The organism is Nonomuraea sp. NPDC049486 (assembly GCF_040676925.1).
Taxonomy (GTDB): domain Bacteria; phylum Actinomycetota; class Actinomycetes; order Streptosporangiales; family Streptosporangiaceae; genus Nonomuraea; species Nonomuraea ferruginea.
In genome coordinates this window covers 219,988-242,307 of sequence record NZ_JBFAPV010000006.1, presented here as the reverse complement: position 1 = coordinate 242,307, position 22,320 = coordinate 219,988, and the positions used below count along the sequence as shown (strand labels likewise).

18 protein-coding genes are annotated in these 22,320 nt (G+C 70.3%); 6 read left to right on the top strand and 12 right to left on the bottom strand.

Annotation, left to right across the window (positions count from 1 at the left end):
• Positions 1 to 17 precede the first annotated feature (17 nt).
• Positions 18 to 1,097, bottom strand: coding sequence for an acyltransferase (locus tag AB0K05_RS19915; protein ID WP_271278153.1), 1,080 nt, complete (start codon positions 1,095 to 1,097; stop codon positions 18 to 20).
• Positions 1,098 to 1,601: 504 nt separating this feature from the next.
• On the opposite strand from AB0K05_RS19915, the gene AB0K05_RS19910 reads away from it, so the two are divergent.
• The gene (locus AB0K05_RS19910) at positions 1,602 to 2,828 is read left to right on the top strand and encodes a serine hydrolase (protein WP_364230702.1); all 1,227 of its coding nucleotides are present in this window, start codon (positions 1,602 to 1,604) and stop codon (positions 2,826 to 2,828) included.
• A 57-nt stretch (positions 2,829 to 2,885) separates the two neighbouring features.
• Here the strand turns inward: AB0K05_RS19910 and arc are convergent, their stop codons facing one another.
• Together arc and AB0K05_RS19900 are read right to left on the bottom strand one after the other, a co-directional pair.
• Positions 2,886 to 4,649, bottom strand: coding sequence for a proteasome ATPase (arc, locus tag AB0K05_RS19905; protein ID WP_148031418.1), 1,764 nt, complete (start codon positions 4,647 to 4,649; stop codon positions 2,886 to 2,888).
• 204 nt (positions 4,650 to 4,853) lie between these two features.
• Positions 4,854 to 5,705 carry a tRNA (adenine-N1)-methyltransferase gene (locus tag AB0K05_RS19900; RefSeq protein ID WP_148031417.1) on the bottom strand — a complete coding sequence of 284 codons (852 nt, stop codon included), beginning with the start codon at positions 5,703 to 5,705 and terminating at the stop codon, positions 4,854 to 4,856.
• Positions 5,706 to 5,760: 55 nt separating this feature from the next.
• On the opposite strand from AB0K05_RS19900, the gene AB0K05_RS19895 reads away from it, so the two are divergent.
• Positions 5,761 to 6,867, top strand: coding sequence for a GNAT family N-acetyltransferase (locus AB0K05_RS19895; RefSeq protein ID WP_364230699.1), 1,107 nt, complete (start codon positions 5,761 to 5,763; stop codon positions 6,865 to 6,867).
• Between the two features lie 96 nt (positions 6,868 to 6,963).
• Positions 6,964 to 7,515, top strand: coding sequence for a hypothetical protein (locus AB0K05_RS19890; RefSeq protein ID WP_148031415.1), 552 nt, complete (start codon positions 6,964 to 6,966; stop codon positions 7,513 to 7,515).
• 1,405 nt (positions 7,516 to 8,920) lie between these two features.
• Here AB0K05_RS19890 and AB0K05_RS19885 read toward each other — a convergent pair.
• Both AB0K05_RS19885 and AB0K05_RS19880 read right to left on the bottom strand, forming a co-directional pair.
• Positions 8,921 to 10,366, bottom strand: a complete 1,446-nt coding sequence (locus AB0K05_RS19885; RefSeq protein ID WP_148031414.1) for an FHA domain-containing protein — start codon at positions 10,364 to 10,366, stop codon at positions 8,921 to 8,923.
• Between the two features lie 294 nt (positions 10,367 to 10,660).
• Complete coding sequence (locus AB0K05_RS19880) at positions 10,661 to 11,755, bottom strand: site-2 protease family protein (RefSeq protein ID WP_187281139.1); 1,095 nt, start codon at positions 11,753 to 11,755, stop codon at positions 10,661 to 10,663.
• Between the two features lie 225 nt (positions 11,756 to 11,980).
• Here AB0K05_RS19880 and AB0K05_RS19875 point away from each other — a divergent pair, with 225 nt between their 5' ends.
• The 3 genes from AB0K05_RS19875 to AB0K05_RS19865 are packed head-to-tail and all read left to right on the top strand — an operon-like array spanning position 11,981 to position 14,764.
• Positions 11,981 to 12,841 (top strand): RecB family exonuclease, encoded by an 861-nt coding sequence (locus tag AB0K05_RS19875; protein ID WP_364230695.1) that lies wholly within the window; start codon positions 11,981 to 11,983, stop codon positions 12,839 to 12,841.
• A 58-nt stretch (positions 12,842 to 12,899) separates the two neighbouring features.
• A complete protein-coding gene (locus AB0K05_RS19870) occupies positions 12,900 to 14,075 on the top strand; it encodes a sensor histidine kinase (RefSeq protein WP_148031411.1) in 1,176 nt (391 codons plus the stop codon).
• Complete coding sequence (locus AB0K05_RS19865) at positions 14,072 to 14,764, top strand: response regulator transcription factor (protein WP_148031410.1); 693 nt, start codon at positions 14,072 to 14,074, stop codon at positions 14,762 to 14,764. The genes AB0K05_RS19870 and AB0K05_RS19865 overlap by 4 nt, the downstream gene beginning before the upstream one ends.
• A 19-nt stretch (positions 14,765 to 14,783) precedes the next feature.
• Here the strand turns inward: AB0K05_RS19865 and AB0K05_RS19860 are convergent, their stop codons facing one another.
• The 7 genes from AB0K05_RS19860 to AB0K05_RS19830 all read right to left on the bottom strand — a co-directional run bounded on the left by AB0K05_RS19860 (position 14,784) and on the right by AB0K05_RS19830 (position 22,313).
• A complete protein-coding gene (locus tag AB0K05_RS19860) occupies positions 14,784 to 15,779 on the bottom strand; it encodes a dipeptide ABC transporter ATP-binding protein (RefSeq protein WP_364230942.1) in 996 nt (331 codons plus the stop codon).
• 32 nt (positions 15,780 to 15,811) lie between these two features.
• Positions 15,812 to 16,837: an ABC transporter ATP-binding protein gene (locus AB0K05_RS19855; RefSeq protein ID WP_364230691.1), complete on the bottom strand. Its 1,026-nt coding sequence runs from the start codon at positions 16,835 to 16,837 to the stop codon at positions 15,812 to 15,814.
• On the bottom strand, positions 16,834 to 17,847 hold the full coding sequence (locus AB0K05_RS19850; RefSeq protein WP_219545730.1) for an ABC transporter permease: 1,014 nt from the start codon (positions 17,845 to 17,847) through the stop codon (positions 16,834 to 16,836). Before AB0K05_RS19850 ends, AB0K05_RS19855 begins: the two co-directional genes overlap by 4 nt.
• 84 nt (positions 17,848 to 17,931) lie before the next feature.
• On the bottom strand, positions 17,932 to 19,695 hold the full coding sequence (locus tag AB0K05_RS19845; RefSeq protein ID WP_219545731.1) for an ABC transporter substrate-binding protein: 1,764 nt from the start codon (positions 19,693 to 19,695) through the stop codon (positions 17,932 to 17,934).
• 45 nt (positions 19,696 to 19,740) lie between these two features.
• Complete coding sequence (locus tag AB0K05_RS19840) at positions 19,741 to 20,733, bottom strand: ABC transporter permease (RefSeq protein WP_219545732.1); 993 nt, start codon at positions 20,731 to 20,733, stop codon at positions 19,741 to 19,743.
• A gap of 228 nt (positions 20,734 to 20,961) precedes the next feature.
• On the bottom strand, positions 20,962 to 21,486 hold the full coding sequence (locus tag AB0K05_RS19835) for a cellulose synthase (RefSeq protein WP_345482960.1): 525 nt from the start codon (positions 21,484 to 21,486) through the stop codon (positions 20,962 to 20,964).
• 182 nt (positions 21,487 to 21,668) lie between these two features.
• Positions 21,669 to 22,313: an HAD family phosphatase gene (locus AB0K05_RS19830; protein WP_148031405.1), complete on the bottom strand. Its 645-nt coding sequence runs from the start codon at positions 22,311 to 22,313 to the stop codon at positions 21,669 to 21,671.
• Positions 22,314 to 22,320: the final 7 nt, after the last annotated feature.

Sequence of the window (22,320 nt, the reverse complement as noted above, 5' to 3'; positions counted from 1 at the left end):
GCCCCAGGGTCACAGAGTTATGGCACCGACGTCTTTTCCACCTCTACCACGGGCGCCGCCGTGCTCACGGATGCCCGGCGGGGCTTGAGTATGCGCTGGATGGGACGTTCGGCGAACGCGTAGACCGCGTACGACACGACGATGGCCACGACGGTGGTGATGACCGCGGTGGCCCACGGCGGCAGGTCGCCGACGAGGAGCGGCACGAGCGCGGCGGCGATCACGGAGTGGAACAGATAGAGCGGGTACGTGGTCGCGCCGAGCGCGGTGAGCGCGGGACGGGCGCGCAGGCGCAGCAGGCCGAGGGCGACGAGCGCCATGACCAGGTAGATCAGCGTCATGGTGATGACAACGCTGACGTCGGTGACGGGCATGTTCTTGAAACCCGCGAGCTCGATCCGGCCGTGCACGCGTTCCAGCGCCGCGTGCAGGGACATGCCGTACGAGGCCGCGACGTAGATCCAGGGCAGCCAGGCGCTGCCCTGCTTGTGGATGAGGTAGAGGGCCATGCCCGCCACGAAGTAGGGCGCGTACCGGGGCATGAGGATCTCGTTGAGCACCGGGTTGCCGAGGAGTTCGGCGCCGAGCGCGGCGACGAGCCAGACGCCGCAGAAGACGAGCACCCGGCCGTAGGTGACGCCGGCCACGACCAGGATGGTGATGAGCAGGTAGAAGCGGAGCTCGGCCCAGAGCGACCAGTAGACGCCGGAGGCGTCGCCGATCTTGAACAGCCGCTGGAACATGGTGGCGTTGACCAGATACTCGCCGGTGGAGAGCTTGGGGTCGAGCGCCTTGGTGCTGGTGAGACCGTAGACGCCGGCGACGGCGAGCAGGCTGAGCCAGTAGGCGGGGTAGAGCCTGACGAGGCGGGAGCGGGCGAACGAGCCGAGGCCGCGCCCCCAGATGGTCATGAGGATGACGAAGCCGCTGATGATGAAGAACAGCTCGACGCCGAGGATGCCTAACCCGGCGATGGGGGCGAGGGCGGGGAACAGCTCGGCGGGCCGGTCGCCCCAGACGGACGCGTAGGCCACGAGGTAGTGGAAGGCCAGCACGGCCAGGGCGGCGATGAAGCGCAGGAGGTCGAGCTCGGCCAACCGGCCGTCCCCACGAGCATGCTTCGGCCGGTTCTGTTGGTGCATGGGGACTTGGACGCCCCAGTGATCATTCCGGTTCCCTCCTTTCACATCCGTCACACAGATGTTTTCTTTGCCCAAGTCGCGGTAAGCGGTCGCGATCGCCGGGGTCGGGCGCGTACCTGGTCACCCTGCGCTCTGAGCCCGCCAGGTCCGCTGAGACGTGATCGTGCGGCCTTCGCGCCGGGGTCCGGCGGCGTGCACGCGGCTCGGCCGCCGTGGCCCGCCGTGTTCTCCCAGCCGGGCACCCCGTCACTGATCGCCCGTACGGACTCCATGCCTTCGGCGCGCAGTTCCGGAGATCCGTTGTCGCCGCCATCGCGGTGGACCAGGTGGTTTCGCATGGCCGTCACCGGGGTTGCGGACGGCGCCACCTGCTGCGGGCCCGCGCCTGGTGGTGACGGCCGGTGAGGTGGCCGTCCGGGACAATGTGGTCACCCCGCCCGCCCCGGAAGGATCAGCACCATGACTCCCCGCGACCACCCCGTCCGCACACCCGTCCCCTCGTGGGAGGAGGCCGCCGAGGTTCTCCGGACGGCCGCCTCCGCCGTGGAGGCAGCGGACGGCGCCGATCTCACCGTGGCGGCCGCGGCGCGCGGCGACACCACCGCGCTCGCCGCGGCCCTGGAGCGCATAGCGGCCGCCTGCCCCGGCACGCTCGCCGTCTCCGTCCGCGCCATCACCACGCTCCCGCCCTCCGGATCGCCCCCCAGCCCAGGACGAACCGCCCCCATCTTCACAACCCCAGCACACATCGACCTCTCCGCCGCGGCCTCGGACCACACCGATCCCTTCGTCACGGGCTCAGCACACGCCGACCTCTCCCCCGCAGGCTCTGCACACACCGGATCCACCGCCGTAGGTGCGGCCCGCACCGGCCCCTCTCTCGCGTCGTCGGCTCAGGCCGAACTCTCCGTTTCAGGCAGGGTGCACGCCGGGGTCTCCGGCATGGGGCCGGGGAGCCGGGTGGACGCGGGGCTCTCGGCGCTGGCCTGGTGTGAGGACGTGGAGCTGCCGCTGGCCAGTGTGGGCAAGGTGCTGCTGCTGGCCGAGGTGGCGATGGGCATCGACGGTGGCGTCCTGGACCCGGACGAGCCGGTGTCCCTGCATGACGACGACTACTGCGGCGGGTCGGGGCTGCTGCCCGGCCTGTCCGCGCGGACGTGGACGGTCGGCGACCTGGCCCTGCTCACGGCGTCGGTGAGCGACAACACCGCGACGAACGCGCTGCTGCGCCGCATCGGCCTGGACCGGGTGAACGCCGCCGCCGCGGCGCTCGGGCTGACCCGCACCCGCCTGCTGGACCGGATCCGTGAGCCTCGCGGCCCCGAGCATCCGCCGGCCTTCGCCCTGGGCACCGCCGGTGAGCTGGCGGGCCTGGCGGCGCTGCTGTCCGGCCCGGAGGGGTGGCAGGTGCTGATGCGCGGGTGGATGCTGGCCAACACCGACCACGGCCTGGTGCCCGCCTTCATGGGGCATGACCCGGAGGGCGGCCGGCTGGCCAACAAGACGGGCACCGACGACGGCGTCCGCGCCGACGTGGGCATCCTGGGCCCTCTCGCCTACGCGGTCCTGGCATCCGGCCCGCCGGGCTCCGACCACGGCCTCGTGCGGGCCGTCCGCCAGGCGGGCGCCCTCATCACCGCGGCATCCCGTACGCTCCCCTGGCCCGCCGGTCCGGAGAGGGGCTAGCCCACGACAGGAGCCGCCGACCGGCGTTTCGACGCGGCGGCGGCTCCTGGTCGTGATCTAGAGGTACTGACCGGTGTTGGCGACCGTGTCGATCGAACGGCCGGCCTCGGCGCCCTGCTTGCCGGAGACGAGCGTGCGGATGTAGACGATCCGCTCGCCCTTCTTGCCGGAGATGCGGGCCCAGTCGTCGGGGTTGGTGGTGTTGGGCAGGTCCTCGTTCTCGGAGAACTCGTCCACGCAGGCCGTGAGGAGGTGTTGCACCCGCAGGCCCTTCTGCTTGGTCTCCAGGAACTGCTTGATGGCCATCTTCTTGCCCCGGTCGACGATGTTCTGGATCATCGCGCCGGAGTTGAAGTCCTTGAAGTAGAGCACTTCCTTGTCGCCGTTGGCGTAGGTGACCTCGAGGAAGCGGTTCTCTTCGCTCTCGGTGTACATGCGCTCGACGACGCTCTGGATCATGCCCTGGATGGTGGCTTCTCGGGAGCCGCCGTGCTCGGTCAGGTCGTCGGGGTGGAGCGGGAGGTCGGTGACCAGGTACTTGGAGAAGATGTCCTTGGCCGCCTCGGCGTCCGGCCGCTCGATCTTGATCTTGACGTCCAGGCGGCCGGGCCGCAGGATCGCCGGGTCGATCATGTCCTCGCGGTTGGAGGCGCCGATGACGATGACGTTCTCCAGGCCCTCGACTCCGTCGATCTCCGACAGCAGCTGGGGCACGATGGTGTTCTCGACGTCGGACGACACGCCGGACCCGCGGGTGCGGAAGATCGAGTCCATCTCGTCGAAGAACACGATCACCGGGGTGCCCTCGGACGCCTTCTCACGGGCGCGCTGGAAGACCAGGCGGATGTGCCGCTCGGTCTCGCCGACGTACTTGTTGAGCAGCTCCGGGCCCTTGATGTTGAGGAAGAAGCTCTTGCCTTCCTGGCCGGTGCGCTCGGCCACCTGCTTGGCCAGGGAGTTGGCGACGGCCTTGGCGATGAGCGTCTTGCCGCAACCGGGCGGGCCGTAGAGCAGCACGCCTTTGGGCGGACGGAGCTGGTGCTCGCGGAACAGGTCGGAGTGCAGGTAGGGCAGCTCGATGGCGTCCCTGATCTGCTCGATCTGCCGGGAGAGGCCGCCGATCTCGTGGTAGGAGATGTCGGGCACTTCTTCCAGGACGAGCTCTTCGACTTCGGACTTCGGGATGCGCTCGTACACGTAGCCGGAGCGGGCTTCGAGCAGGAGCGAGTCGCCGGCCCTGATGGGCTGGCCGAGCAGCGAGTCGGCCAGGCGGACGACGCGCTCCTCGTCGGCGTGTGAGATGACCAGGGCGCGCTTGCCCTCGTCGAGGAGCTCCTTGAGCATCACGATCTCGCCGACCTCTTCGTAGCCGAGCGCCTCGACCACGTTGAGCGCCTCGTTGAGCATGACCTCCTGGCCACGCTTGAGCGAGTCGACGTCGACGGACGGGCTGACGTTCACCCGCAGCTTGCGGCCGCCGGTGAACACCTCGATCGTCCCGTCGTCTCTGGCCTCCAGGAAGGTGCCGAAGCCGGATGGCGGCTGCGCCAGCCGGTCGACCTCCTCCTTGAGGGCGACGATCTGGTCCCGGGCCTCCTTGAGGGTTGCCACCAGGCGTTCGTTCTGGCCGGTAACGGCCGCGAGGTTCGCCTGTGCCTCATGGAGACGCTCTTCGAGGACCCTGGCCTGACGGGGTGACTCGGCCAGCTTCCGCCTCAGCGCGGTGATCTCCTCTTGGAGGAAGGAGACCTGTGTTGAAAGATCAGCGACCTCCCGTTCGCGCTGCGCGGCTCGAGCCTCAGCATCATCGCGAGCTGCCACGCCCCGTCACCTCCTTCCCAGTCGAGGGCGACTACTAAGGACCTTACCTATCTCGGGCCCCTCCGTAACCTGGCCGGGCAGTGTTCGTACAGTGACTATCTGTATTCGGTGAATAATCCCCAATGGGGTGTTTAATACTCCCAGCATATGAACACGGTGATCTGTTCCCGTGTCACGCATCGGCGCAGCCTCGTGGCCAAATTGTCATAGTTCTTCGGTGGTTCCCTTCGGTCTCCGGCGGCGCGGCGGCGGGGTCACGCCGTCGGCCATGCGCCTGGCGGAGACGAGGAACCCGGTGTGGCCGATCATCCGGTGATCGGGCCGCACGGCGAGTCCTTCGACATGCCAGTCGCGAACCAGGGTCTCCCACGCGTGGGGCTCGGTGAAACTCCCGTGATCGCGAATGGCCTCGACCGTCTTGGACATCTGGGTGGTGGTGGCCACATAACAGCAGATGACGCCGCCGGGGGTGAGCGCCTTGGCGGCGGCGTCGACGCACTCCCAGGGGGCGAGCATGTCCAGGATCACCCGGTCGACGTCGGACTCGTCGATGGACGAGACGAGGTCGCCGACGACGAGCCGCCAGTTGTCGTCCATCGGGCCGCCGTAGAACTTCTCCACGTTCTTGGCGGCCACGTCGGCGAACTCCTGGCGGCGCTCGTACGAGGTCACGTGCCCTTCCGGGCCGACCGCGCGGAGCAGGAAGCAGGTCAGGGCGCCGGAGCCGACGCCCGCCTCGATCACCCGCGCGCCCGGGAAGACGTCGGCCATGCCGACGATCATGGAGGCGTCCTTGGGGTAGATGACGGCGGCGCCGCGCGGCATGGCGAGCGTGTAGTCCTGCAGCAGGTGGCGGAAGGCGAGATACTGGGTGCCGCCGGAGGAGCGCACCACGGAGCCCTCGGGCTGCCCGATCAGCTCACTGTGCGGGATGGCGCCCTTGTGGGTGTGGAAGACGCCGTCCTCCTTGAGCGTGATGGTGTGGCGCTTGTTCTTGGGGTCGGTGAGCTGCACCTGATCCCCGGGCCGGAACGGCCCATGCCTGCGGAAACCCATGGCGGCAAGGTTATAGGGCTTTCGGCGGGCTCCTGACGCGCGATATCTATGAGGGATGCTCCCGCGTGAAGTGATCGCCGTCGGCCCCCTGGTGCTGCGCGCCCCGGTGGACGAGGACGCGGCGGCGATACGTGCCACCTGCGACGATCCGCTGACGGCCCGTTATCTGCCGCTGATCTCGTCCCCGTACACGATGGAGGACGCGCACGAGCACGTGCGCCGGGCCAAGACCGTGTGGGAGTCGGGCGGAGCGGAGTTCTCGATCACGGAGGAGGGGCGTTACGTCGGCTCGGCGGGGGTGACGCCGCTCACCCCGTACGGGTCGGCGACGGTGGAGCTCGTGGTGGCGCCGTGGGCGCGCGGGCGGGGCGTGGCCGGGGCGGTGGCGCGCGGGCTGACGGAGTGGCTGCTCGACCACGGGGTGGAGCGGGTCGAGCTGGAGACCGAGGTGGAGAACCTCCCGTCCCTGCGGGCCGCCTACCGCGCCGGGTTCACCGAGGAGGGGCGGCGGCGCGACGCGAAGGCGCTGCGCGACGGCCGGCGGGTGGACCTCGTGTCGTTCGCCAGGATCGCCCGCGACGGCGGCGAGCCGGTGGAGCAGGCGCTGCCGTTCTTCGAGGGCGGCGAGCTGGGCGACGGGGTGGTGCGGCTGACCCGGATGGTGGTGGAGGACGCCGCCGACTTCCACCGGATGCTGGGCGAGCCGAGCGTGTCCCGATACAACGTGGGGCCGGGCAGTTCGCTGGAGGAGGACGAGCGGCGCTGCCGGGCCACGGGCTACCTGTGGCTGTCGGGGCAGCGGATCGAGCTGGCGGTCAGGGACTCCGTCAGCGGGGCGTTCGCCGGTCACCTGCAGCTCCTGCACAGCATGCCGGCGTTCGGCCAGGGCATGATCGGCTACTCGCTGCTGCCGGAGTTCCGGGGCAGGGGGCTGATGACGCGGGCGGTGCGGCTGCTGTCCGACTGGGCGTTCGCGCACACGTCGCTGCACCGGCTGGTGGCCGGGACCGACGCGGCCAACCTGGAGTCGCAGGCGGTGCTCGAACGTGCCGGGTTCGTGCGTGAGGGGGTGCGGCCGGAGTTCTTCCCGCAGCTTGACGGGAGCCGTACGGACGAGGTCTCGTGGCTGCGGCTGCGCCCGGGAAGACAGATTTCCTCTTGAGGTATGGCCAAGGAGCCCGTGCGGGGTGATACTCCGGGTCACCGCCCCTGAGTGTCGCGTGATCGGGCTGCGCGACCCTGTCGAGGGAGTGCCGCGATGCCGCTCGACCGTGCCGAAGTCGCCATGCGTGAGCTGGTCTCCTCCTTCACCTGCCTGGAGTCGTCCCGGCTGATGGACAGCCTGGCCCGGGCCGCCGCCGCCGTCGTCCGGGTGGGTTATGCCGGTTTCGTGCGGGTGGACCCGCTCCGGGAGGAGGCGTGTGCCGTGGTCACCCACGTGCCGCCGGGAGACCCGCTGCGGGTCCGGCTCTGGCTCGCGGAGTGCGGGGTGCTGAAGGAGCTGGCGGTGTCGCGCGGGCCGGTGCTGCTGGCCTGCGACAGGTCGGTGGGGACACCGGGGTTCCTGGCGACGCCGCTGGCCACGGTGACCTGCGACCACGCGTTCCTGTGGGCGGCGGGGCGGGCTTTCGACGACCGCGACGAGCACCTCCTCGGCCGCTTCGCGATAGCGGCCGGGCGGGCGCTGGAGGCGTCCAACGGGCTGGAGGCCGCGGCGCGACTGCTCCGTGGCGTCCAGTCCCTCCCCCTCTCCCCCAAACCCTGCCTCCCGGCCCCCCGCCGCCTCTCCCCCCGGCCTGACCCCCGCTGACCGTACGGGGTCTGGCGTCACCCAGCGGGATCCCCTCGTACGCATCCGGCTGCGGACGGAACACCGGCCCTCCAGTCGCAGCCGCCCGAGCGCCCCCGCCCGTCCTGCCAACGTGGGGGAACGGCTCCCCGTACGGACCCGCGCCCTTTGCAGGCAGGCAGTTGGATACGCGGGAAGACCGGCACCCCCTTGAGTCCTCAGCGTCGGCGGGAACATCCGCCTCCCCCGTGCGATGGCAGGCAGGTGGATAGAGAAAAGGCTCAGCGCGGAGCCTGCGGCACGGCATGGCACGGCACGCATATGCACGGCACGGAGCGCAGTCGCACCGTACGAGAGGAAGCGGAAAGGGCCGGATTCGGACCCAGGGCCGGCTGCGGCATGAGGGCCGTTTGGGGTCGGAGGGCCGATTGCGGCGAGAGAGGCCCCTTGGGGCAGGACGAGTGCGGCGCAAGGGCCCTTAGGCCGAGGGGTGGCAAACGCACCGTACGGACCCAGGCCCTCCCCGGACAGGCAGTTGGTGGGAACCACCGCGGGAGACCGGCACCCCCGCGTCGGCGGGAACATCCGACTCCCCCGTGCTCTGTCAGGCAGATAAAGAGGGCGCGGCACGGAGCCTGCGGCACGGCACGCACCGAGCGCAGCGGCACCACACGAGAGGAAGCGGAAAGGGCCAGATTCGGACCCAGGGCCGGCTGCGGCGTAAGGACCGTTTTGGGCCGAAGGGCCGCTTACGGCATGAGGACCCGCCTGGGGCCGGAGGGCCGATTGCGGCGTCAGGGACCCCTTAGGGCAGGACGAGTGCGGCGCTGGGACCGGAGGGTCGATTGCGCGCCAGGACTCCTTGCGGCAGGACGACTACGGCGGCAAAGCCCTTTGGGGCAGGGGCCGGTTCGGGGTGGTGAGCCCACTAAGGCGATAGGGCCGCTTGGGACTCAAGGGGCAGTCGGGGCGAAGGCTGTCGGCCCGATCCCGGCGACCAGCTGCCCGTCAGCACGGCGTGTACGGGCCGCAGAGTGGGACACAAGGGCGGACTAGGACGGAGAGGTTCGTTCGAGAGGCTGAGACCGCAGGGCGATAGGGCTGGTTGGGGCTTGAAGGGCAAGTCGCGGCGGGAGCGGTCGGCCCGATCCCGGCGATCTGCGGCTCGTCAGCCAACGGTGTGTACGGGGCGTGAGGGCCGTACACACCGTCGTACGGGGCGCCAAGTCCGGTGGGACCCCAGGGCCGATGGGGACGGCGAGGGTCGGGCGGGAGGCTGAGGCTATTCGCGGTCTGCGTCCGTACGGTGACTAGGTCCGTACGGTGAAGGGGTTGTGTACGGGGAGGACGTCGACGTGGTCCAGCCTGAGAGGGGCTGGGCGTCGATGATGCCCGCGCCTTCGGGGAAGGCGCGGGGCGTGGGGTGTCAGCCGCGGTGGGGTTCGAAGCGGAGGGTGCGGGAGACGCCGACGCGGACGGTGGTGCCGGGGGCGATGGTGACGGGCTCGTTGGGCGGGATGTCGTAGAAGTTGGGGTCGCCGGGCGGCTGGATCTGGGTGCCGTTGACCGAGCCGAGGTCGACCAGGTTGACGTCCCAGCCGTCGAGCGCCACGCGCAGGTGGCGGCGGGAGACCGATCCGTCGGGGCTGGTCACCTTGGCCGGGCGGGCGCTGCCGCCGGCGACCTCGGGCGCCCGCTCGGGATCGCGGCCCAGCAGATAGTCGGTCTCCAGCGGCAGGGCGGTGCCGTCGTCGAGGACGAGGACGCCCAGCGCGGGGCGCGGGCCCTTGTAGGGGACGAGCGCGCGCTGCACGAGCGCGATGCCGCACACCGCGCAGTAGGGCGCGCGCGGGTCGTTGAAGTGGTCGTTCTTGCAGTCGACGCCGTAGACGAGCGGCCGGTCGCCGTGGTCCTGCTCCTGGACGGGCGCGGCCTGCTGCTCCTGCGACGGCGGGCCCATGGGCGGGTGAAGGTCGTGGGGCGGGCCCATCGGCGGCTGCAGGTCCTGGGGCGGGCCCATGAGGGGCGGGCCGGGGTCGTAGTGGTCCTGCGGGGGCGGGCCCATGGGGGCGGGCTGCTGCTCGTACTCCGGCATGGTGCCGTTGCCGGAGGACGGCGCGGCGGGCGCGGGCTCGTCGTAGGAGGGGAACGGCGCCGGTTCGGGCCTGGCGGGCGGCTGGTCGATGACCGGCGGCCCCATCTGCGGCTGGGAGTGGGGCTGCGGCTGCGGGCCGGAGGGCGGCTGGGGAGGGAGCGGCGGCGGCTGGTCGGTGCCCGACATGGGGTAGGGCGGCGCCTGGGCGGGCGCGGGCGGCTCCTGGCGCGGCATCAGGTCGGGCTCGAAGTGGAGCGCCGTGTTGGGCATCTCGCTGGTGAGCGGCCTGGAGGGAGCCGGGCTCTGGGCGGTGAGCTCGCCGACGATGCCGCCGCCGTGGACGACGCCGCTCTCGAAGCGGACGGCGGGGTGGGGGCGGCCGGCGCCGGGCAGGACCAGCTCGACGCGTTCGACGGGGCCGCCGATGAGCCGGTCGGCCCAGGTGAGCGAGTCGCTGCCGGACAGGCGCGTCTCGCCGGCCGGGCCGGTGACATGGGCGGAGGCGGCGCCGCTGACCAGGACGGCCACGCCGTCGCCGACGCGGCCGGCGACCGCGCAGGTGCCGGGGTCGCTGGTCATGGTGGCGGCGAGCACCTGGGCGGCGCGCCGCGCGAGCGCCCTGCCGTCGCCCCCGGATGCGGCCGTCTGGCGCAGCGCGTCGATCAGGCGGGTGCCGGAGTCCTCGTCGACGTCGCACACCAGGAGCAGGCCGCTCTCGTACGCGACGAGCCCGTTGCCGGGAAGCGGCCGCACCGTCCCGAAGCCCTGGTCCGTCATGAGTCCTCCCACATGACCGTGCTGCGCTCGGTCACTCAACTGTCCTTCCCGGAAGCAGGCGATGCCGTGGTGCGCGCATCACCGTGCTGGCCACCAGCCATACGCATACCCAGGCAACGGGGCCGCGTCGCGTCTCGATTCGGTGAACCGTGGGACGCGGTGAACCCGTCAACTGTGCAAGTTTGGCCAAACAGCACACTATCGGGCCAGACGTCGTGCCTTCGAATCGCAGGGCCGGCTAGATCACCGGGAAAGACACTAGTCGTGGCCGGCCGCTTATTCGAGTGGGACAAATCAGACGCCGGTGAAGACCCGGTTGACGTCGGCGGTGGACAGCACGCCGTAGATCTCGCCGCCCCGCTCGACGAGGAGGTACTCGCCCGCGGGGGTTTCGCGCATGGCTTCGATGAGCGGCTCACCCACCAGGTCGGCGGCGAGGACCAGGGACGGCTCCAGGGACTTGGCCATGGAGCCGACGTTCACCCAGGGGCGCCGGTGCTCGGGCGTCGCCTGCACGGCCGACTCGTTGACGATGGCGAGCGGGCGGCCGTCGTGGTCGACCACGACGAGCGCGCCGGCGTGCTCCTCCGAGGCCCGGCGCAGCGCCTCGGCGAGCGGCGTCTCGGCCGTGACGGGGATCGCCCTGCGGGCCAGGGTGCGGGCGTTGACCTGGGGGATGCGGGCGCGGATGCGGGCCGCGCGCAGCGACTGGGAGGCGCCCATCCAGATGAAGGAGGCCAGCACGAGCGGCCAGATGAGGTCGCGGAAGTCGATCTCCTGCCCGGTGGCCGTCGCCAGCGCGAAGGGGGCGGCGACGAGCAGCGCGGCGAGGATCCGGCCGCCCCAGGCCGCGGCGACGGTGCCGGTGCCGGGATCGCGGGCGATCTTCCAGATCCCCGCGCGGAGCATGCGGCCGCCGTCGAGCGGCAGGCCGGGCAGCAGGTTGAAGACGCCGACGATGAGGTTGGCCACCCACAGCTGCCAGATGAGCACCTGCGGGATCCCGTCGCCTTCGACCAGGAAGACGTCGGCCAGCCAGCCGACGCCGGCCAGGCCGAGGGAGAGCGCGGGCCCGGCGGCGGCGACCATGAACTCCTTGCCGGGGGTCGGCGGCTCCTTCTCGATCTCGGAGACGCCGCCGAGCAGGTAGAGGGTGATGCGGCGGACGGGCAGGCCGTACCACTTGGCCAGGACGCTGTGGGCCAGCTCGTGCAGCAGCACCGACACGTACAGCAACACCGCGAAGGCGAACGCGACGCCGTAGGCCCCGGCGGCGCTCACGCCGGGGATCATGTAGCGGAAGGTGTCACCGAAGAGCCAGGTGATGAAGGCCGCGACGATGAACCACGTCCACGACACGTAGACCGGGATGCCGAACGGCTTTCCCATCAGAATTCCGGAGGATTCCTGTCGCGGGCTCTGCTCGCTCACCGCACTCCTTGCCGTCCAAGCGCCGTCCACATGCCGTCGGAGCCGTCGAACGCGCCGTCGAAAGCGCCCTCGGCCACGGGCTGTGCCTGCCTTGATGCTACGCGCCGCGCAGGGTGATCCAGGACGCGCGTGTCCCTTTTGTGCCGGGGCATTGTGTCGGAGGGGTGGCCTAGAGTGCGGGTCATGACGTTGACCGAGCCGGAGATCATCGGAGCCCTCTCCCCGTCCCGGGCGGGCGACTTCATGACCTGCCCGCTGCTCTATCGCTTCCGGGTGGTCGACCAGTTGCCGGAGAAGCCGTCGCAGGCGGCGGTGCGCGGCACGGTCGTGCACGCGGTGCTCGAGCGGCTCTACGACCTGCCGGCGCCGGAGCGGTCGGTACGCGCCGCCCTGGAGCTGCTGGAGCCGCAGTGGCTGCGGCTGCTGGAGGAGGACCCGCAGCTGGCGGAGATGTTCACCGGCGAAGGCGAGCAGGCGGCGTGGCTGGCCCAGGCGCGCGAGATGCTGGAGCGCTACTTCACGCTGGAGGATCCCACCCGGCTGGAGCCGGCCGAGCGCGAGCTCTACGTGGAGGCGGTGCTCGACGGCGGGCTGATGCTGCGGGGCTACGTCGACCGGCTGGACGTCGCGCCGACCGGCGAGGTCCGGGTGGTCGACTACAAGACGGGCAGCGCCCCGGGGCCGGAGTTCGAGGCCAAGGCGCTGTTCCAGATGAAGTTCTACGCGCTGGTGCTGTGGCGCCTGCGCCGCGAGGTGCCGCGGCTGCTGCAGCTGGTCTATCTGGGCGGCCGGGGCGAGGTGCTGCGGTACGCGCCCGACGAGGCCGATCTGCTGGCCACCGAGCGCAAGGTCAAGGCGCTGTGGAAGGCGATCGCGCGGGCGCTCGACACCGGCGAGTGGCGGGCGCGGCGCAGCCGGCTGTGCGACTGGTGCGATCACCAGGCGTTGTGCCCCGAGTTCGGCGGCACTCCCCCGCCGGTGCCCGACCGGCAGCCGGGCGACACGGTGCGCGGCAGCCGCCGCGCCGCCACCGACGAGCTGTAGCCGCCTTCTCCTCCTGCAGGAGGAGGAGCCCCGGCTCACCTGGGCTTACAGTGAAGCGGTGCGCGCAGACCGAACGACGTTCCATGACTCGGTCCTGGCGGTGCTGGCGGCCGTGGTGTCGCTGTCGCTGTTCCTGACCGAGAACGTCGGCCGGCTGGAGGCGCAGGGGCTGGTGGTCGACGGGCTGCGCGGCCCCGACTCCCTGGGCGCCTTCCTGGTGCTGTCGAGCTGCGCTCCGGTGGCGGCGCGCAGGCGCTGGCCGCTGGCGGGGCTGTGCGCGAGCCTGGTGCCCGAGACCTTGCTGGCGGCCTTCGGCTACGGCTACGGCCTCGCCGGGGTGGGGGCGCTGGTGATGCTCTATTCGGTGGCCGCCAACCGGGGGCTGGCCGCGGCGCTGGGCGGGCTGCTGGTGTCGCTGGCGGTCTACTCGGTGGGGGCGGCGGCCGGGCCGGTCCGCACGGCCCACTGGAGCGACCATCTGATGATGGCCGTGGTGCTGGTGGCGGTCTGGGGCACGGGCCGGAGCATGCGGCTGCGCAGGGCGTACCTGGAGGAGCTGAAGGACCGGGCGGCGCGGCTGGAGCGGGCGCACGCGGCCGACACGCGGGCGGCGCGGGCGGAGGAGCGCTCCAGGATCGCGAGGGAGCTGCACGACGTGGTGGCGCATCACGTGTCGGTGATGACGGTGCAGGCGGCCGCGGCGCGCAAGGTGCTGGCGTCGGATCCCGACGTGGCGCGGGAGGCGCTGACCGCGATCGAGCACACCGGCCGGCTGGCGATGTCCGAGATGCGCGACATCGTGGGCGTGCTGCGCACCGACGCGGGCGTGGAGCTCGGGCCGCAGCCGGGGGTGCGCGATCTGCCCGCGCTGGTGGAGCAGATGACGGAGGCGGGCCTGCCGGCGCGGCTGTCGGTCGAGGGCGAGGCGGTCCCGCTGCCGGCGGGCGTCGACCTGGCCGCCTACCGCACGGTCCAGGAGGCGCTGACCAACAGCCTGCGCCACGCGGGGCCGGGCGCGAAGGCGGTGGTGACCGTGCGTCACGGACGGTGCGAGCTGGACGTGCGGGTGGTGGACGACGGGCGCGGCGAGGCTGCGCGACCGGAGGAGGCGGGTCACGGTCTGGTCGGAATTCGCGAGCGGGTGGCCCTCTGTGGTGGAATTCTGAACATCGGCCCGAAATCGGGGGGCGGTTTCGAGGTGCGGGCGAGGTTCCCGTTGAAGGACGGATCATGACGATCAGGGTGCTGCTGGTGGACGACCAGCCGCTGCTGCGCACCGGTTTCCGCCTGATCCTCGAGGCAGAGCCCGACATCACGGTGGTCGGTCAGGCGGGCGACGGCAAGGCCGCGCAGGAGCAGACGAGGGCGCTGCTGCCGGACGTGGTGCTGATGGACATCCGCATGCCGGGGGTCGACGGGATCGAGGCGACCCGCCGGATCGTCCGCGACGCGCCCCGGGCGGTGCCGTCGGCGCACGTGCCGAAGGTGCTGGTGCTGACGACCTTCGACCTGGACGAGTACATCGTGGAGGCGCTGCGGTCGGGGGCGTCGGGGTTCCTGCTGAAGGACGTGCCGCCGGACGAGCTGGTGCAGGCGATCCGGGTGGTGGCGGCGGGCGACGCGATCGTGGCGCCGAGCGTCACGCGCAGGCTGCTCGACCGGTTCGCGGCCCGGCTGCCGGCGGCTCACGAGCAGCCCGCGCCCGCGCGGCTCGACCGGCTGACCGAGCGGGAGCTGGAGGTGCTGCGGCTGATCGCCAAAGGCATGTCCAACGCGGAGATCGCGGCCAAGCTGGTGGTCAGCGAGACGACGGTCAAGACCCACGTCGGCAACGTGCTGACGAAGCTGGGGCTGCGCGACCGCGTCCAGGCGGTGGTGCTGGCCTACGAGACGGGCCTGATCACCCCGGGCGCCCTGTCGTAGCGGACGCCCGGAGCGGCGATCAGGCCTGCGCGGCGTCGTCCGCGGCGGCTCCCGCGGTGGCGACCGGGGCGTTCTCCGGGAAGTGGCAGGCCACCTGGTGGCCGTCGGCCAGCTTCTCCAGCGGCGGCTCGACCTTCTTGCAGATCTCCTGCGCCTTCCAGCACCGGGTGTGGAAGCGGCAGGCGGGCGGCGGGTTGAGCGGGCTGGGCACGTCGCCGGTGAGGCGGATGCGCTCGCGGTCCCTGCGCGCCTTCGGGTCGGGCACCGGCACCGCCGACAGCAGCGCGTTGGTGTAGGGGTGCATGGGCGCGGCATACAGGCTCTTGCGGTCGGCGATCTCGACGATCTTGCCGAGGTACATGACCGCGACCCGGTCGCTGATGTGCCGCACCACCGACAGGTCGTGGGCGATGACCACGTAGGTGAGGTCGAGCTCGCTCTGCAGGTCCTCCAGCAGGTTGACCACCTGGGCCTGGATGGACACGTCGAGGGCGGAGACGGGCTCGTCGGCGATGATCAGCTTGGGCTTGAGCGCGAGCGTGCGGGCGATGCCGATGCGCTGGCGCTGGCCGCCGGAGAACTCGTGCGGGTAGCGGTTGTAGTGCTCGGGGTTGAGCCCGACCAGCTCCAGGATGTCCTGGACGGCCTTCTTGGTGCCCTGCTCGGTCTTGATGCCCTGGATGCGGAAGGGCGCGCCGACGATGGCGCCGACCGTGTGCCGGGGGTTGAGCGACGAGTACGGATCCTGGAAGATCATCTGCATGTCGCGGCGGAGCGGCCGGAGCTTGCCCTGGCCCAGGTGGGTGATGTCCTGGCCCTCGAAGACCACCTTGCCGCCGGTGGGCTCCAGGAGGCGGGTGACCAGCCGCCCGGTGGTGGACTTGCCGCAGCCGGACTCGCCCACCAGGCCGAGGGTCTCGCCCTTGAACACCTCGAAACTGATCCCGTCGACCGCCTTGACGGCGCCGACCTGCCTTCTGAACAGGCCCGCGGTCACAGGGAAGTGCTTCTCCATGTTGTGCACGGAAAGAAGCGGCTCGTTCTCGCTCACTGGGTCTCCAGGACTGGCTTGATCTCGTTCTCCCACAGCGCCCGCCGTTCCGTCCTGGGCATGTGACAGCGCACCAGGTGGCCGCGCTCGGTCGAGGCCAGGTCGGGGACCTCGGTGGACGCGCGCCCCTCGGTGCGCTCGGCGTACGGGCAGCGGGGGTGGAAGGCGCAGCCCGGCGGCACGTTGATGAGGGACGGCGGGGAGCCCTTGATCGGCAGCAGCCGTTCGGTCGGCTCGCGGTCGAGCCGGGGCATCGAGCCGAGCAGCCCCCAGGTGTAGGGGTGCTCGGGCTGGTAGAAGATGTCGTCGGCCTTGCCGTACTCGACGCATTTGCCCGCGTACATGACGAGGATGTCGTCGGACAGCTCGGCCACCACGCCGAGGTCGTGCGTGATGATGATGAGCGCGGAGTTGAACTCGCGCTGCAGGTCGCGCATCAGGTCGAGGATCTGCGCCTGCACGGTCACGTCGAGCGCGGTGGTCGGCTCGTCGGCGATGAGCAGCTCGGGGTCGCAGGAGAGCGCCATGGCGATCATCGCGCGCTGGCGCATGCCGCCGGAGAACTCGTGCGGGTAGCTGTCGACGCGCCTGGCCGGCTCCGGGATGCCGACGCGGCCGAGCAGGTCGATGGCGTGCTTGCGGGCGACCTGCTTGCTGACGTCGTGGTGGATCCGGTAGGCCTCGATGATCTGGTGGCCGACGCTGTAGTACGGGTGCATCGACGAGAGCGGATCCTGGAAGATCATCGCCATCTTCTTGCCCCGCAGGCGGCGTACCTGCTCGGCGGACATGGCGACGAGCTCCTCGTCGTCGAGCCAGATCTCGCCGGAGATCTGGGCCCGGCCGCCCTTGTGCAGGCCGAGGATGCCGAGGCTGGTCACGCTCTTGCCGGAGCCGGACTCGCCCACGATGCCGAGGGTACGGCCGCGTTCGAGGGAGAAGGTGAGACCGTCGACCGACCTGACGAGGCCGTCGTCGGTGGGGAAATGGATCTTCAGGTCCTTGACGTCAAGAAAGCTCACGACAACCTCACCCTCGGGTCGACCCAGGCGTAGAGCAGGTCGACGATCAGGCTCGCGACGACCACGAAGCTCGCGGCGAACAGGACCACTCCCATGACCTGCGGCAGATCCTGGTTTCTGATGGCCAGGATGGCGAACTGACCGAGGCCGGGCAGAGTATAGGTGGTCTCGGTGAGGATGGCGCCACCGATCAGCAGGCCGAAGTCGATGCCGAAGAGGGTCAGGATGGGGGTGAGCGCGGCCCGCAGGCCGTGTTTGACCACCACATCCCGTTCTCGCAGGCCCTTGGCTCTGGCGGTGCGGATGTAGTCCTCCCCCATGGTGTCCAGCATGCCCGCGCGGGTGAGCCGCGCATAGGTGGCGGCGAACAGGAACGCGAGCGTGATCCATGGCAGCAGCAGGTTGTAGGCCCATTGCGCCGGATTCTCTGTGAAGTCCGTCCACGAGCCGCCCGGCGGTGTCCAGCCGAGTCCGTAGGAGAAGACGACGAGCGAGACCATGCCGGTGAAGAAGATGGGCAGCGACACGCCGGCCAGGGCGGTGCCCATCGACAGGCGGTCGAAGAAGCTGCCGCGCCGCAGCGCGGAGATGACTCCTACGGAGACGCCGGCGACCACCCAGAGGATCGCGGCGCCGATGGCGAGGGAGAACGTCACCGGCATGCGGTCGATCAGGTCAGGCCAGACGGGCTGGCCGCTGATGAAGGAGTAGCCGAGGCAGGGCGCCGGGCAGTGCTCCACACCCGCGCCGTAGTCGTACTCGGCACCGAGGAAGATGCCTTTGAGGAACCGGCCGTACTGCACGATCACGGGATCGTTGAATCCCAGCCGCTCGGCGACCAGGGCCACCGTCTCCTCCGTGGCCGCGCGGCCGACGTACCGCGAGGCGAGGGACTCGGGGGTGGACCCGGCCCACTGCGGCACGACGAAGAAGATGCCGAAGGTGACCATGCTGATCACGATCAACATGGCGATCGCGCCGATGAATCGTCTGATGATGTATGTGAGCACCGCTACCGGCCGGATGGCCTGCCCGTCGCCGGGCAGGCCATCCCTGCCTTCACCTGCCTTCGCTAGATCCCCGTACCTCGCCTGCTATTCGACGCCGAGCAAGATGTAGTCGTACATGCTCTGGCCTTCGTTGTAGGCGATGTTGGTGACGCCCTGGCCGCGCATGAGCAGGGCCTTGGCCCAGACCACGGGCAGCAGGGAGGCGTCCTCCATGACCGCCTTGTCGACTTCCACCCACAGCTTGGCGCGGGCCGTCGCGTCGAGCTCGGCCGAAGCCTGGTCGATCAGACCGTCGACCTTGTCGCTCTTGACGCTCAGGTTGTAGTTGCCGGCGTCGCGGATGGTGCGGCTGTCGACGATGGCCTGCATGAAGCCGTAGCCGTCGGGCCAGTCGGAGCCCCAGCCGTGACCGGCCAGGCCGATGTTGTTCTTCTTGACGTACTCGACGTTGCCGGCGTAGTCGGAGAAGTAGCTGGAGGCCGGGAAGCCCTTGAGGTTGAGCTTGATGTTGGCCTTGGCCAGCGCCTGCTGCATGGCCTCGGCCAGCGCCTTCTCGCGCGGGCGGTCGGCCCGGTAGACCATCGTGGTCTCGAAGCCGTCAGCCTGGCCGCAGGCGGTGAGGGCCTGCTTGGCCTTCTCGACGTCGCCCTTGTTCTCCGGCGTCTGGTAGAGGTCGAACTTCTCCTGGCCGACGATGGGCGGCGGCATGACGTTGGTCGCGATGTCGCCACCGGCGACCGGGCCTCCGTAGGCGGTCTGGTTGGCCACGCGGTCGGCGGCGAACATGACGGCCTTGCGGCACTCGACGTTGTCCAGCGGCGGGTTGTCCGGGATCACCGAGATGTACCAGAGCCTCGGGATCACCGGGTTGTCCGTGCGGGCCTTCATCGCCGGGTCAGGGAGCACCTTGCCGAGCGCGGCCGGCTGGAGACCGGTGCCGGGGATGTCCAGGTGGATGTCACCGGCGATGAGCTGGTTGTCGAGGTCGTCGGCGTTGACGTTGAGCTGGACCTCGATGCGGTCGGGCAGCGCGGGACGGTTCGGGTCCGTCGCCGGGTCCCACTGGTCGTTGCGGACCAGGGTGAAGCGCTTGCCGATCTCGTTGGTCTCGAACTTGTACGGACCGGACGAGACGACCTTCTCCCGGTACTTCGCACCGGTGTCCTTGTCCTTCGGCACCGGAGCCGTCATCGGCATCTGGACCACGTAGTCCATCGACGCGAACGGGTTCTTCAGGTGGAAGACGATGGTCTGGTCGTCAGGGGTCTCGATGGCGGAGCTGTAGTCGGCGTCCGGGGTCTTGTAGACGCCCTTGAAGTCCTTCGGCCAGTCGAGCAGCTCGTTGAGGTACGACGGGCCGTGCGGGAAGGTCTCCTTGTCGAAGGAGCGGGCCACCGCGTAGGCGACGTCCTTCGACGTGATCGGGGTGCCGTCCTCGAACTTGAGACCCGACTTGATCTTGTACGTCCAGGTCTTGCCGTCGGCGCTCGGCTCACCGAGGGACTCGGCGAGGTCCGGGATGACGGTGTTGCCCTCGGCGCCCGGTCCGGGCTTGTACATCGTCAGCGTCCGCCAGTAGAACCGGCCGAAGTTGAACGAGTAGCCGTAGTAGGTGTCGCCGGGGTCGAGGCTGTCCCAGTCGGAGGAGTGCGCGGCCTTGAGGGTCCCGCCCTTCTTGGTGGAAGGGTTGTAGACCTGGGTGAGGGCGGCATCGGCCGCGGGTTGCGCGGCCGCGCCCGAAGCCGACTGCGCCGGCTGCTGCGTACCGCCCCCTCCGCCGCCGCAGGCGGAGAGCACCAGGGCGAGCGCCGCTGTCGCGGCCCCTGCCAGTGCGGATTTCCTTCTCATTGATACCCCTTGTTAGTGGAGATGGGGATGGAGCGTTGGCGAATGTCAGTGAGCCCGGGGGTCGAAGGCGTCCCTCAACCCGTCGCCGAACAGGTTGAAGGCCAGCACGGTGATGAAGATCGCCAGACCGGGGAAGATCACGAAGTGCGGCAGCGTGTAGAACCGCACCGCTTCCGAGAGCATGCCGCCCCACGTGGGGGTGGGCGGGTTGATGCCGACGCCGAGGAAGGACAGCGCGGCCTCGAACAGGATGTTGGCCGGGATGAGCAGGGTCGCGTAGACCAGGATCGGCGCCATCAGGTTGGGCAGGATCTCCCGGAACAGGATGTAGCCGTTGCGTGCGCCCAGGCTCCTGGCGGCGTCGACGAACTCGCGCTCGCGCAGCGACAGCGTCTGGCCGCGGACGATGCGCCCGATGCTGGGCCAGCTGAAGAAGCCGATGATGAAGATCAGCATGGCGATCCGCAGCCCGTTGCCCTCCAGCCCGAACCCCTCGTTCGGCATCACGCCGACCAGCGCGATCGCGAAGACGAGCAGCGGGAAGGCCAGGAACACGTCCATGATGCGGCCGATGATCTGGTCGACCCAGCCGCCGAAGTAGCCGGCGACGACGCCCATGACGGTGCCGATCAGCACCGACACGATCGTGGCCAGGAAGCCGATCAGCAGCGAGATGCCGGCCCCGGCGACGATCCGGCTGAAGATGTCGCGGCCGTTGACCGGCTCGACGCCGAGCAGGTGCTCGGCGCCCATGCCGCCGTAGGCGCCCAGGGGCAGCAGGGTGTTCGGGTCGATCGCGTCCTGGTTGAACTCCAGGGGGTCCTGACCGAACAGGTTGATGATGGGCGTGGCGAAGATCGCCATGAGGATCAGCAGGAGCACGGTGATGCCGCCGGCGAGCGCGATCTTGTCGCGCCGCAGCCGCATCCAGGCGATCCGGGTGAGGGACCGGCCCTGGACGGCTCTGTCCGCTCCGGAAAGCGTGGGCTCCGGCGGCACCTGCGCCGAAGCACCGGAAACGTCGAGCGGTGCGGTCATGCCGGATAGCCCCCTGAATTCTCAGACGACGTTGTCTGGAGTTTCGTCTTTCAGACCGCTTCGTCGCGACCTTCAGGAGGCAGAATGTATGGCCTGAGCTGCGCTGACTAGCCCCTCAGACCGCTATGTGGCTCAACTGTGATTGACGCGAAACGCATTCGTATCGATCTTGGTGGGATTGTCCACGGCCAGTCCTGGTTGCGTCTCAGATCCGTGACATACGCGGATCTAGCTGATGCCACGTCGCCGGAGAAGATCCTCGATGTCCGAGAAATCGTCATCGCCCTTCGAGGCCTTCTTGTTCTCGACGGCGGGCTTGGCGGCCGCCTGCGGCCGGCCTGCGGCGGGCGCCTGCGGCCGGCCTGCGGCGGGCGCCTGAGCGGAGGGCTTCGCGGAGGGCTTCGCCGGGGCCTCGGCGGCGGCGGGCGCCCCGGACTCGGCCTTGCGGAGCTTACGGCCGCGCAGCACGCCGGAGACGACGAACAGCACCACCGAGAGCCCGGCCACGGCCACGCCCGACCACACCACCGGGTTGAACACCAGGTTGGCCACGAACCCCACGGCGGTGGAGCCGATGGTCCAGATCGCGCGCAGGGCGTCGGTCAGGTAGGCGGCCAGCGGCAGCAGCGCCCAGGCGAGCATCCGCAGCCCCGAGGCCGCTCCCCTGCGCCGGAACGCCAGGAAGCTCAGCACCAGCCCCGCGGCGGTCAGGCCGATGCAGAGCGGGAACCATGCGATCTGTTCGAAACCCATTCGGGACACCCCTCGGTATGCGCGTTTCTCTCCATCCTGGCACGCGATCCGGCGTCTGCCCCTCCTCCGGGAGAACCACCGATCCCTTAGGGGGACCCGGCTCCCGGCCTACGGGATCTCCGGGTTCGTCCCCGAGGGCTCACCCGTGCGCCTTCTCGCGCCCGTACGGGAGCGTGAGGGCGTCAGGCGGCCAGGAGGGCGCGCAGGTCGGAGGGGCCGACCTCCGCGAGAGACGAGACCACCAAGCGGCCCGGCGCCGGCTCCACCGGCAGCAGGCTGGGCACCGCGACCACCGCGCAGCCCGCGGCCGTCGCCGCGGCCACCCCGTTGGGCGAGTCCTCCAGCACCACGCAGCGCACCGGCTCGACGCCCAGCAGCTGGGCCGCCGTCAGATAGGGCTCCGGGTCGGGTTTGGTGCGGAGGACGTCGTCGGCGGTGACGACGGCGTCGAACCGGTCGCGCCCCACCTCCTTCAGCACCGCGTCCGCGATCTCCTTGAGCGAGGCGGTCACCAGCGCCACCGGCACCCCTTCGTCACGCAGCGCGTCGAGCAGCTCGGAGGCGCCCGGCATGACCCGCACGCCGCCCGCCAGGCGGGCCACCATGCCGGTCGCCATCCACTCCCGGACCGTCCACGCGGGCACCGTCGACTCCGACACGGCCAGCATGTAGTCGACGGTGCGCTCCATGGAGCCGCCGACGAGGTGGGCCTGGTGCCCGGGGGTCCACTGGGCGCCGAGCTGCTCCATCACCTCGGTCTCGACCTCCAGCCACACCGTCTCGGTGTCGACCAGGAGGCCGTCCATGTCGAAGAAAACCGCTTCCACCCGTGCT